13 protein-coding genes are annotated in these 12,829 nt (G+C 37.1%); 2 read left to right on the forward strand and 11 right to left on the reverse strand.

Features of this window, described 5'->3' with window-relative positions; all coding sequences use genetic code 11:
• Positions 1 to 19: 19 nt before the first annotated feature.
• The 4 genes from yicI to KO561_RS14425 all read right to left on the reverse strand — a co-directional run bounded on the left by yicI (position 20) and on the right by KO561_RS14425 (position 5,469).
• On the reverse strand, positions 20 to 2,335 hold the full coding sequence (gene yicI, locus KO561_RS14410; protein WP_231093970.1) for an alpha-xylosidase: 2,316 nt from the start codon (positions 2,333 to 2,335) through the stop codon (positions 20 to 22).
• A 20-nt stretch (positions 2,336 to 2,355) separates the two neighbouring features.
• Entirely contained in the window at positions 2,356 to 3,180 is an 825-nt protein-coding gene (locus KO561_RS14415; RefSeq protein ID WP_231093971.1) for a carbohydrate ABC transporter permease, read from the reverse strand.
• The gene (locus KO561_RS14420) at positions 3,181 to 4,056 is read right to left on the reverse strand and encodes a carbohydrate ABC transporter permease (protein WP_231093972.1); all 876 of its coding nucleotides are present in this window, start codon (positions 4,054 to 4,056) and stop codon (positions 3,181 to 3,183) included. It abuts the gene before it with no gap.
• A 108-nt stretch (positions 4,057 to 4,164) separates the two neighbouring features.
• Complete coding sequence (locus tag KO561_RS14425; protein WP_231093973.1) at positions 4,165 to 5,469, reverse strand: ABC transporter substrate-binding protein; 1,305 nt, start codon at positions 5,467 to 5,469, stop codon at positions 4,165 to 4,167.
• Between the two features lie 158 nt (positions 5,470 to 5,627).
• Between KO561_RS14425 and KO561_RS14430 the strand changes: the two genes are divergently transcribed.
• Together KO561_RS14430 and KO561_RS14435 are read left to right on the forward strand one after the other, a co-directional pair.
• Positions 5,628 to 7,457, forward strand: a complete 1,830-nt coding sequence (locus KO561_RS14430; protein ID WP_231093974.1) for a sensor histidine kinase — start codon at positions 5,628 to 5,630, stop codon at positions 7,455 to 7,457.
• 16 nt (positions 7,458 to 7,473) lie between these two features.
• Positions 7,474 to 8,244, forward strand: a complete 771-nt coding sequence (locus KO561_RS14435; protein WP_231093975.1) for a response regulator transcription factor — start codon at positions 7,474 to 7,476, stop codon at positions 8,242 to 8,244.
• Positions 8,245 to 8,489: 245 nt separating this feature from the next.
• Here the strand turns inward: KO561_RS14435 and KO561_RS14440 are convergent, their stop codons facing one another.
• From KO561_RS14440 to KO561_RS14470, 7 genes are all read right to left on the reverse strand, one after another.
• Complete coding sequence (locus KO561_RS14440; RefSeq protein ID WP_231093976.1) at positions 8,490 to 8,750, reverse strand: metal-sensitive transcriptional regulator; 261 nt, start codon at positions 8,748 to 8,750, stop codon at positions 8,490 to 8,492.
• Positions 8,751 to 8,934: 184 nt separating this feature from the next.
• Positions 8,935 to 9,714, reverse strand: coding sequence for a sulfite exporter TauE/SafE family protein (locus KO561_RS14445; RefSeq protein WP_231093977.1), 780 nt, complete (start codon positions 9,712 to 9,714; stop codon positions 8,935 to 8,937).
• Positions 9,715 to 9,763: 49 nt separating this feature from the next.
• Entirely contained in the window at positions 9,764 to 9,991 is a 228-nt protein-coding gene (locus KO561_RS14450; protein ID WP_231093978.1) for a sulfurtransferase TusA family protein, read from the reverse strand.
• A 24-nt stretch (positions 9,992 to 10,015) separates the two neighbouring features.
• Positions 10,016 to 11,143 carry an MBL fold metallo-hydrolase gene (locus tag KO561_RS14455; protein WP_231093979.1) on the reverse strand — a complete coding sequence of 376 codons (1,128 nt, stop codon included), beginning with the start codon at positions 11,141 to 11,143 and terminating at the stop codon, positions 10,016 to 10,018.
• Positions 11,144 to 11,182: 39 nt separating this feature from the next.
• On the reverse strand, positions 11,183 to 11,758 hold the full coding sequence (locus tag KO561_RS14460) for a sulfurtransferase TusA family protein (RefSeq protein ID WP_231093980.1): 576 nt from the start codon (positions 11,756 to 11,758) through the stop codon (positions 11,183 to 11,185).
• Between the two features lie 35 nt (positions 11,759 to 11,793).
• A complete protein-coding gene (locus tag KO561_RS14465; protein ID WP_231093981.1) occupies positions 11,794 to 12,090 on the reverse strand; it encodes a rhodanese-like domain-containing protein in 297 nt (98 codons plus the stop codon).
• A 15-nt stretch (positions 12,091 to 12,105) separates the two neighbouring features.
• Positions 12,106 to 12,585, reverse strand: coding sequence for a DsrE/DsrF/DrsH-like family protein (locus KO561_RS14470; protein WP_231093982.1), 480 nt, complete (start codon positions 12,583 to 12,585; stop codon positions 12,106 to 12,108).
• Positions 12,586 to 12,829 lie beyond the last annotated feature (244 nt).

A 12,829-nucleotide genomic window follows, 5' to 3' on the forward strand; every position in this document is an offset into this window, starting at 1 on the left:
CCTTCCAAATGAAAATCTATCAAATGCTTATGACAAAATGGTCATCACTTGGGTCTGGTTTAATGATCACCCCTTTTTCCTCCTGAAACCAATCACCACTAGACGTTTCTATGATCTTTGTGTAGTCTGCTAGAATAAGAGAATAAGAAGTCGGCATATCAACATCTACTAATAATTGATCTCCTTCCCTTTCGATTGAAATAGAACCGACTACTTTTCGAGAATCATCGCGAACAACAGAGGTAACTTTGGTAAAGTTCTGTAATTGATAAAGATGGAACGTAACGCCTTTCGAATAGTTATAGTCAGGTCTTTCTTTGTTATGTCCAATTGGGATAAGGGTATTTTCCTTCACAAATAGGGGAACGCTTTTATAATCATGATGTTCTGTAAACCATTTACCTCCTGAAACAACTTTTCCAGTTAAATAATTTGTCCATTGCCCTTCAGGTAGGTAATAGTTGGCCATGCCTTCTTCATTAAAAATTGGAGCCACTAGTAAAGAGTTACCTAGCATATATTGAAGCTCAAGCTGAGAACAAGTTGGATCATAAGGAAACTCTAATAGCATCGCTCGCATGATTGGAATTCCAGTTTTATTATTTTCCACTGCTAAATTCATAAGGTAAGGCATTAGGGTGTTTTTTAATTGAGCAAAATACCTTGTAACATCCACTGCTTCGTCGTCAAACAACCATGGTACCCGGTAGGACGAACTTCCATGTAATCGACTATGGCTTGATAATAAACCAAAAGCTAGCCAACGTTTAAATAGATCCGGGGTTGCAGTGTTTTCAAATCCACCTATATCATGACTCCAATAGCCAAATCCCGATAGCGAAAGGGATAATCCACCACGCAAACTTTCTGCCATAGATTCATAGGTTGCATTACAATCTCCACCCCAATGGACGGGAAATTTCTGTCCTCCAGCGGTAGAAGATCGAGCAAAAACAACCGCTTCTTCTTCGCCTTTCTTTTCTTTTAATACATCAAACACAACTTGGTTGTATTTGTATGCATAATAATTATGCATACGGTTAGGATCAGAACCGTCCCAATACACGACATCAGTTGGAATTCTCTCCCCAAAATCAGTTTTGAACGAATCCACACCCATATCGAGCAAAATTCTAAGTTTATCCGCATACCATTCGCATGCGTCAGGATTTGTGAAATCGACCACTCCTTGACCTGCTTGCCAAAGATCCCACTGCCATACATCTCCATTTGGTCGTTTTAATAAAAATCCTTTACGCGCTCCTTCATCAAACAATTTGGATTTCTGGGCAATATAAGGATTAATCCAAACACAGATTTTAAGTCCTTTTTCTTTTAAACGTTTTATCATTCCTTCTGGGTCTGGGAAGTTCTGTTCGTCCCATTCGAAATTGCACCATTCCATATCCTTCATCCAAAAGCAATCAAAATGAAAGACACTGAGAGGGATATCTCTTTCTATCATGCCATCTACAAAATGATTAACGGTTTCCTCGCTATATTCGGTCGTAAAAGACGTGGTTAACCATAGACCAAAAGACCAGGAAGGAGGGATAGCAGGTTTTCCCGTTAGGTCCGTGTATCTTTCTAACACTTCTTTTGGAGTAGGGCCATTAATAAAGAAATAATCAAGCACTTCTCCATTTACACTAAATTGATTTTTCGAAACAATCTCGGATCCCATTTCGAATGCAACATGTTCTGGATGATTAACAAATACCCCATATCCTTTATTACTTAGATAAAAAGGTACATTTTTATAGGCTTGCTCAGTACTAGTACCTCCATCTTTATTCCAACTATCTACAACCTGACCATTTTTTACAAATGGAGTAAACCTCTCCCCTAATCCATAAAAGTATTCTCCAACACCTATGTTAAGTTGCCCTCTCATGTAAGTTGTTTGATTAGGTCCCTTGATCCATGCAAGTCCCTTCGAATCACTAAAGGTCAGCTTCTTGTCTTGATCAAAAAAATCTATTCGGAACATATCATCTATTGGAATTCTCAGTTTAGAACGTCCGCTAAACAGTTCCCACTTGTGATCATTTTGAAAAATTTCAAGTGCTGAATCCTTATGGTTTATATCAAAATTCGGGTATTTTTCTTTCCCACCTTTGAAATGCCATGCCTGGATTCGAAATACATTTTCCATTGGGGAAGAAATACGGATCGTGAGAAGCGGCCCATCCAATGTATCCCCACGGTGATTAATAGTCTTGCATGGTACAAAGATAGTAAGTTCATTTTCCCCCTTTATAACATCATGAACTTGACGTCCATAATGGATTTCATAGTCTTCTTTTGTTAACCAGTTCCCATTTGTAAATTTCACTAGATTATCTCCTTTCCCGACTATCCTTTAATAGATCCAGAAGTAAGACCACCAACAATATGTTTCTGTGCAAGCAAGAAAACGATTAACACTGGAATGGAAGTAAGAACAATATTGGCACTTACTAGGTTCCATTGTGCACTAAATTGTCCAAAGAAATTATATACAGCAAGTGTTACTGGCCACTTATCTACATCGTTGAGTAAATAAAGTGGTGCTGTAAACTCGTTCCAAACATTCATAAAATTTAAGACAAAAACGGTTACTAATATTGGTTTTAAGAGAGGCATGATAACTCTGAAAAATAAGGAAAAGGCATTACAACCATCCATCACAGCTGCCTCATCTAATTCTTTAGGAATGTTGTTTACGAAGGCATAGGTAATAAACAAGGAGATTGGAATACCCATAGCTGTGTAAAGAAGGATAATTCCAAACTGTGAATTAATTAAATGTAACCCTTTCATCACACTCATAAGTGGAATATAGTTTAGTGGCAAGGTTATGCCAAGCACTAGAAAATAGTAGATAAAACGATTCAGTTTTGTTGTATTACGAGCAAGAACAAATGCAGAAAAGGCAACAACCACTACTAATAAAAAGGAACTGACAACGGCATACAGTGTGCTATTAAAAAATGATATAGCCAGATTTCCTTTCTCAAATACAACACTGTAATTCTCAAATATCCATTTTTCAGGAAGTTTTAATGTCAAAACATTAACCTCAGCGTCTGTTTTAAAGGAATTAATAATGACAACCACAAATGGAATAAGAACAATAAAACTTAGAATCCAAGCAATTAAGTTTAAACTCGTTTTTAATAGGATTTTTTTCATACGCATTTATCTTTCCACCTCGTTTCTTGTCATAATCCGAATAATGAACACAGATACAATGGCCATAATGACAAATAACACAGAAGATAACGCACTACCCATTCCCCAATAGCCTTTGGCGAATGCGGAATAAACAGCTGTATTGATTACATCAGTTGCGTAGCCAGGACCACCATTTGTTAATACGTAAATAATGTCAAAAACACGCATACCATAGGTTATATTTAATACGGTTGCAATGGTTATCGTTGGCATGAGCAATGGGAGAGTAATACGGAAAAGCTTTTGAAAAAAGCCCGCTCCATCTATTTCTGCTGCTTCATAGTAATCTTTCGGAACAGCAAGTAAACCAGCAACAAACAATACCATAATATAGCCCATACCTTTCCACGTATCTACAGCCATAACGGAAGGCATTGCCCAAGTTAAGGAACCTAACCAGCTTTTGGCTAAAAAATCTAACCCTAGTGCATGCAAGGTATTGTTAAGAAACCCGTAATTTGGATCTAGCAAACTCTTAAATACTAAGCCTACAATTAGGAACGAAAGAACCTGTGGTGAAAAAATAACCATTCGGTGAAAACCTGCAGCCTTAACACCACTTACTAATAAAATAGCAATAAATAATCCTAGAACTGTTTTGGCGATGGATGTAAATATGGTAAAAACAAAGGTATTTTTTATATATTTTAGATAAACCTCATCCCCAACAAATATTTCCTTATAGTTTTCTAAGCCGATAAAGTTCTTAACGGAACTATAACTATTCCAATCCGTAAACGAATAGTAAATACCAACAAGTGCCGGAATAACAATAAATAACATATAAAGAATGATCGCACCGGAAGAAAAATACCAAGGATATAATTTCTTTAGTTTCATCGTGAATTGATGTCCTTTCTTCAATTAGTTGGCTTCAAAATACGATTTATTGAGAGAGGAGCAACTGACTCATACACATATGACTCAGTTGCTTGCCAATTCCTACACCTACTCCTCCCAAGCAGAATCGTTTAAGACTTTAGCTTGTTCTGCTCGTCGTTTATCAATGTTCTCTAGAACCTCTTCTGGCGTAAGCGATCCAGCAAACATACCAGAAATATCTTTCCCTACATCCATAAACTGTGGATCAATATATTTCACTGCAGCCTGCATGACCGTACCTTTTTCATGTGCTTCCTCATATTCCAAGTACTCAGGGGTTAATTTAGATTCTATTTCCGGCCAACAGATTGTCAGATTTCCTTCTCCGCCATCAAACACACGCTGAAGATTTTCGTGTTTGGTCATCCATCTGAAGAACTCCAATATTTCCTCTTTATGTTCCGAGTTTTTATTACCGAACATAGCAGCAGAACCACCTGGGTTAATTCCAATCGTTTGATTATCGCCCCATGGCATAACGAAGAATCCCATGTTATCTTTCATTTCAGGATAAGCATCCGAAACTTCTGTTTCCGTACCTGGAACTCGAACGAACATGGCTGCTTCCCCTTTTCCAAATGCATCAATTCCCGCCTCCACTGTGTTAGATAGGAAATTTTCACCGAAGTAACCAAGGTCCGCAAATTCTTTTAGTTGTTCCAGCACTGTCTTCATACGATCCATATCTGCAACTTTCATTTCATTATTATTTAATTTTTCATAGATTCCTGGATTTAACTTCTCGTAATTAGGACCCGTTTCAAACAACGCAAGCGTTTGATACCAGTTACTTGAAGGTGCCATCCAGAATGGAGTTACACCAGAATCTAAAATCTTTTGACTAATAGATTTAAATTCTTCGTAATTAGTAGGAGGTTTTATTCCTAAATCGTTAAAAATCTTTTTATTGTAATAGACATACCAAATTTTAGTTGGGGCATAAGAAACTCCGTACACCTTACCTTCATGACTTACCGATGGCAAGATTTGATCAGACATTCGACCAGCAAACTCTTCTTCACTTAAATCCATGGCGTTTTCTTTTGGCCGTACGTTGGCAGGCATACTGAGCGGATCTACATCCACATTAAAGATATCAGGTGCTTCACCAGAAGCTAGCTTTGCTTTAATCAGATCTCTCCATTGGGCATCAGGAACAATTTGAAATTCAATTCCTATTCCCGTTTCCTTTTCAAAGTCTTTGGCCATCTCTTGAATAATTCCAGTCCTTGGAATTCCCGACTGATGCGTACCGAATGTTAACGTAACCTTAGAACCGTCCTCCCCAGATGCATCGTCGGAACTACATCCCACAAGTGCAAGAGCAAAAAGTATAAGTACACCCAAATAAGAAAGCGCTTTTATTTTCATGATTGAACCTCCTCAAAAATTAAGATAAGATATAAATAACTTATGACACGGTACCGTTCATAATTAAAGAATACGCTTACATTAATCTTCACTCAATAGACTAAACCGTTCTCTTCTTTGTACTTTTTCGACTACTAAGATCATGGTGGTGACCAAATTTGAAGAGGATTCGTTTCAAAACCCTTCAAAAGAGACTATTTACTTATTACTCCTTGTTTTTCGTAACCTTATTGGTAATCATTGCAACCATTGTTTTTTACTTCTACAACAATGTAACGAGAACCAATATCATTGAAAACCAGATACAATTGAATCACGCCATTGTAAATTCACTCAATCAGGAATTGAATACCATTAACAACTTTTCTATGAATCTTGTGTTCTCCAATATGGTACGAGAACACTTTAAAGAAGAATTATCAAAAGTTCCGAATTCCAACATAAACTATAAGGAGGATTATTCGGAAGTAACCACACTAATTGATGTCATTCTAGCCATCATTAGCAGTTCACAACCCGCCAAACAAGCGAACATCTATGATTTCAATGGGAAAATGTTAGGTGCCGGTGAATTCAATGGACAAATCTTGACTGACTTGAAGCAGAAGCCATGGTTCGATAAGACGATGGAACTTCATGGGAATAAATATCTTAGCCTAATGGAAAGTAATCAGATACCAACTATGACAAGTAACGAGGGCAATACATATCTAGCCTTAACTCGAGTGTTTAAAAACCAAAATTATGTGAATCAAGGAATTGTTGAAATACTACAGGATGCAGATCGATTCTTTAGCTATCTAAATGAAATAAAAACTCAAAACGAAAATCTAGAAATCTATGTACTAAATTCTACCAACCAACTCTTTTACCCCTACAAACAAACTTCCAAACAACAAGCTATCGTTTATAACAACCATATTAATAAGAACCAATTACAAGAAGATCATACATACGATGTCAAAGGACCATCCGAGACAACAAAATTATTGTCCTATTCAACGACAGATAATATGGATTGGCGAGTCATCGTCTTGCAAGATAAAAGCAAACTATTCGCTTTTCTAAATCAATTAACAATTGTCTTTGTTCTTCTATTAATTAGTACTCTCTTCGTTATTCTAGGAATTTCTTATCTAGTATCGAAGCGAGTCACAAGCCCGTTAGAGAACCTAAGGGTTGCCATTCAAGATTTAGATCCTCTAGACCTTTCAAATAGTAATCGGAAGAAATCAGAACTCACTAATAGTTCCATTGAAGAAATTGATGCACTTCACTCCACATTTCAAAAAATGAGTGAAAAGCTAAGTGAATCTATTGAAGAACTAGTCGTTGCAAGAGAACAAGAGATGGATGCCAAGTTTTTAGCATTGCAGTCTCAAATGAACCCTCATTTTTTATACAATAACTTAGCAAACATCAATGTGATGGCGGAGGAAGGAATGAACGACAAAATTATTCGACTTTCTGAAAATATGTCGTTTATGCTTCGTTATATCTCGCAAATGAACAGAAAAGGAGTAAAGCTAAAGGAGGAAATTGATTATACAGTACGCTATTTGGAATGTATGGATATTCGTTATGAAGAAAATCTATCTTATTCTATTCATATCCCTGAGGGAATGAAAGAAGTAAGTGTACCAATGTTATTGGTCCAACCATTAGTAGAAAATTCTATCAAGCATGGTCTTAACATTGACCCACCATGGCATATTAGCATTGAGGGGAAATGTGATTCCGATATTTGGAGAGTAACAGTAACTGATAACGGACCAGGCTTTGAACCTTCCGTAATAAAACAACTCCAAGAACTATGTAATAAGCTTGATGAAAAAGTAGATATACCGGATCTCCATATTGATGGTATGGGAATTAAAAATATAATAATCCGGCTAAAACTTATGTACGGGGAGGATGCCTACATAAACATTGAAAACCACAATTGTCGTGGCGCCTCTATTACGATAGGTGGAAAATATAAGGAGTGAGGAGAGAATATCTGCTATGGGAAGTAAACAACTCTTTAAGGCAATTATAGTTGAAGATGAGGCATTGATACGAAGAAATCTAGTGAGGAAAATTAATAAATGGAATACCAATTTCACCGTTGTCGGAGAAGCAATGAACGGACAAGAGGCACTAAAATTAATAGAGGAAGAAATACCTCAAATCGTAATTACAGATATTCGAATGCCGATTATGGATGGTCTACAACTAGCTCAAAATATTTACTTTGCCTTTCCCACTGTCAAAATCATTATCTTAAGTGGCCATGACGAATTTGAGTATGCGAGAAAAGCTATTAACTATCGAGTAGAGGATTACCTGTTGAAACCAATCAATGACGAAAAATTCTCAAGCCTCCTCGCTCGAATTGAAATTGACCTTAACAAAGATCTTGACTCGTTGGCTCATGCAGCAACCTCCATGGTCGACAAAGCATCTCAAAAAGAAATAGTAGAAATAATTAAGCTATTTATCAAGGAGAACTATTGTAATGATCTTACTTTAAACGATATTGCCACTCATCTAAATTTTTCTGTGGATTATCTGGGTAAATTATTCAAAAAACACACAGGTATGTCCCCTATTAAATACATTACCAACTTAAGAATGAACGAAGCAAAAAGGTTATTAGCCACAAACTTAGATATGGATATCCAAACAGTCGGTAGGTTAGTCGGGTATAAAGACCCTCATTATTTTAGTAGAGCTTTTAAGAATAACACCGGGTTTTATCCGACTGAGTTTCAGAAGCAAGAGGTAAAAAAGTAGGATCGTATTACAAAAATCATCACAGAATTCTTTAAAGCTGTTTAAATAATTATATTTATTTCACAAAAGCCTTGAGAAGCAGAGGATATAACACCATATTCGAAAAGTTGAAGTTGAACGGATGGCATGTAGAATTTATCAAGACAAAAACACCTACAACTTAGTCTAAGACTACAATTGTAGGTGTTCACGTTAGGATATTAATGAATGGACTAGTTACCGTCCTTTGCTATGTTATCAAACCTTTAGCGGCTCTTCACAAGTAAATTAACCGCCTCTTTGATCAGTTCCTCCGAGCTCTGACCATTCATTTGTTCCTCACGAATACAACGTTCTAGGTTCATGCTTACAATGAGTGCTGCTGTTCGGTCCATCGCGTTTCTAACTGCTGACATTTGCGTCACGACATCTCTGCAATCCTTTTCTTCTTCCATCATTTTAAGTAAACCCTTAACTTGTCCTTCAATCCGTTTCATTCTATTTTTCACTTGGGCATCGTATTTCATAAGGTATAACCCCCCCTTATTTCTTTCATCTGTTATATAATATCCTATCATATGAATCCCGCAAACTGGTAAATACCTGTGATAAAAAGTCAAGCATTAAAGTAATAAATAGCTAAAAAAGTGCTCTTGTCTTGTCCACTTCCTAGGTTGCTTTCATATTATACCCGGAGAGGTATTTTGTAAACTATAAAAGAATATCCAACCAGATTTTTATGGCAGTCCCAGATATTAAGATAGCCAATATAACTTGAAGAATTTTTGTATTTACTTTTTTACCTGTAATAGCCCCTAACGGAGACGCTAATAAACTAGCAACAATCATAATGAAAGCTGGATAATAATCTATTTGTCCAGTTGTTATCTTCCCAATCGTGGAGCCAATGGATGAAATAAATGTGATAGCAAGTGAAGATGCGATGGTCATCCTAGTTGGAATTCTCATAATCACAAGCATAATTGGTACCAATAGAAAAGCACCCGCTGCCCCAACAATCCCAGCGCCAACACCAATGATTAAAGCAAAGAAAGCCGCTAACCATTTGTTAAAGCTAACCTTTTCCAACGGTATATCATCAAGACCCTTTTTAGGCACAAACATCAGAATCGCAGCAATTAATGCCAACAAACCGTACGTAACATTAATCCCCGATTCGGGTAGGAACTTGGAGCCGTAACCACCGACAAAACTTCCTATAAGAATACTAATACCCATATAGGTAATAAGTGTTTTATTAAGGTAACCTCCTTTCCGATAGGCCCATACTCCTCCAATCGTCGCAAAAAGCACTTGAATCGCGCTAATTCCAGAAACTTCATGAGCTGAAAATGCAGCCAGACCAAACATCGGAGGAATGTAGAGCAGCATGGGATACTTAATAATAGAACCCCCAATTCCTAACATTCCTGATAGGTAAGACCCAATAAAACCAATTAAAAAAATTGTAATCATAAAACCAATATCCATCCTGTTCCGCTCCTTTTAAAAAGGGAACCCACTAGGTTCCCTTTCAGTCTTAGCCTTTTTTAATCCAAAATGTAAAAACTTCATCGTTTTCGGCATCTTTTACTAATTCATGGCCACCTGATTTCGCCCATGCTGTGAGGTCACTTTTAGCACCTCTATCTGTCGCATGCACTTCCAATATTTGACCTGATTCCAATTCATTTATCGCTTTTTTCGTTTTCACAATGGGCATAGGACAAGCTAATCCTTTTGCATCTAATACTTTTGTTACTTCCATTCTTCTTCCTCCTAAGCTGTTTATTTATCGAATCGCACAACGATTCGGTCCGATTTCCATCTCACGCTGTTTCTCTTCATCCGGACTCATTTTCCCCATGTTCGTATCTCGAATTTCTTGGTATGCATTTGGCTGTGGCGGTAGGTTTTCCGTCACAAGTCTTCTAAACTCTTGTTCATCTTGGATATTCAAACCGTGATTATGTTTAAAAAGTGTCCCTAACTTCTCAGCAACACTTCCATCTTCATTTAGTTCTTCCACGTTCATAAAATGTGCAGGTAACACAATTAGTTCTTCTGACAATTGTTTATAACGACTGTATAGGCTTTCTCTTAGATCAACTACCCAGTCCTCTGCTTTACCAGCTAAATCTGGTCTCCCAATAGAGTCTACGAACAAGATATCTCCTGATAGCAGATACTTTTCATCTACGATAAAAGATGTGGACCCAATAGTATGGCCCGGTGAATAAATTGCCTGAATATCAATCGATGTTTTCCCAATCGTGATTGTATGACCATCCACCAACGCCTCATACGCAAAGGTTACTTCCTTAGCATCTTTTGGAGGTAGCCAATAATGCGCATTGGTTTTCTCCGCAATTTTTCTTCCACCTGAAATATGGTCGGCATGTAAATGGGTATCTAACACATGAGTTATGTTAGCCCCCTTACTTTTCGCAAATTCTAGAAACACCTCTACCATACGTGTGGCGTCGATAATGGCGGCCTCACCTTCTGACAAGACCATGTAGGAAAGACATCCTTTTCCTATTCTCACAAACTGATAAACTTCTCCACCATCTTTCAGATCTCCAATTTTTACTGGTTCTAGATGTTCACTCCACGCTTTCATTCCACCTTGTAAATAGGAAACTGTTAACCCTTGCTCAGATAACATTTCCGCAACCATGACAGAAGAACCCTCTTTTGCACAAACAACTAAAGTCTCTTTATTAGCTGGTATTTGTTTAATTATTTCTTCTGCACCGTCTAAAAGTTCAAAGTAAGGAACATTTAAATGATCAAACTTATTCCCTTCTATTTTCCAATCCGCAAACGCATCTTCATTACGAACGTCTAAAATAAATAACTCCTCATTCTGAATCACTTTTTGTGTAACGTCCTTAGCTGTCATCATCTTCACAGTCATCACTTTACCCCCCTAGGTATTATTTTTCACAAAAAAAATTTACTCTGCTAGTCCTGTCGTTTTTCCTGTCCAACCACTCATTCCTGGTACAACATTCACCACATTTAAAAATCCTTGTTTTTCTAATTGTTGAGCAGCTAAGTCACTTCTATTTCCGGTTCTACAAACCACATAGATAGAACGTTCTTTATCTAGTTCAGAGAGGCGATCTTCCAATTCTTCAAAAGGAATGCAGATAGCTTCAGCAATATGTTCAAACGCATATTCAGCAGTTTCTCTCACATCTAAAATTGTGATGTTCTCCCCTCCTTCCATCTTTTTCAAAAGTTCCTCATTGGTTGCTACATTCGGATGATTCCGCTCTACTGCATCATCAGTTGAGGACTTTCTTAGAAAATGCCTTAAAATGTTACCATCCTCAATGGTACCTAAATAATGGTGTCCGGCACTTTGAGCCCATGCCTTCAAATCTGCACGTGATCCTACATCTGTTGCCTGAACTTCCATGACTCTCCCAGCTTCTAAGTCTTTCATTGCCTTTTTCGTTTTTACAATTGGCATAGGACATGCTAAACCTTTCGCATCTAAGATGAGATTTGCTTTTAATTGCTCCATTATATTCCCTCCGTTATACCTACACAGGTAAGTGATTATTCTATTTTTCCTTCCCAAGCGAGCATACCGCCATCCATGTTGATAACATTATACCCATGACTCTCTAAAAGCTGTGCAGCGCGACCACTTCTTCCACCAGACCGACAAACCATGATATATTCTTTGGATTTATCTAACTCGTGCATACGATATTCAAGTAAACCCAATGGAATATGAATAGCTCCTGGTATTTTTCCTGTTGCGACTTCATCAACTTCTCGGACATCAATAATATCTTGAGCTTTGTGTCCCTCAACTAAATCTTGAACTTCCTTCGCTTCTAATTGTTTCATGTGTCCATCTCCTTTTTAAATAAACAAGTTAACATTGCCTTCTTCTGCATCTCCTAGGTAAGCAGCAACTCCGGCATAATCTATACCATCCATTAATTCTTCCTTTTGTAGTCCTAATAAATCCATCGTCATTGTACAGGCCACTAGTTTAATTTCTTGTTCCTTTGCCATTTCGATTAAGCTTGGTAGGCTCATCGCATTATGCTTTTTTATCACATTTTTAATCATTTTAGGCCCAAGTCCAGCAAAGTTCATTTTTGAAAGCCCCATTTTATCGGCTCCTTTTGGCATCATTTTGCCAAACATTCTTTCTAAAAAGCCTTTCTTAACATCAATACCCTCCTCTTTCCTTAATGCATTTAATCCCCAGAAGGTATGAAAAATCGTTACCTCATGATCGTAAGCAGCCGCCCCATTTGCGATAATATACGCAGCCATTGCTTTATCATAATCTCCACTAAATAATACAATCGTTGTTTTTTTCTTTTCTGACATTGTTTTTCCTCCTCACTGAAATACATATACCCCTATAGGTATATTTAATGTTAAAAATTAAAAGAGGAAATTTCCTCTTTTAATTAAAATCATTTTAGATGTCATGCCTGACAAAATACATAATATACCCCATAGGGTAATTTTGTCAACATAAGAGATTCTACGATAATCTTTTAAACACCGATTCCAAAAAATAATGGAGGATACAGAATGATTAATAGAATGAAAAAAATAACAGGTTCTA

This window comes from Radiobacillus kanasensis, from assembly GCF_021049245.1.
GTDB classification, from domain to species: domain Bacteria; phylum Bacillota; class Bacilli; order Bacillales; family Amphibacillaceae; genus Radiobacillus; species Radiobacillus kanasensis.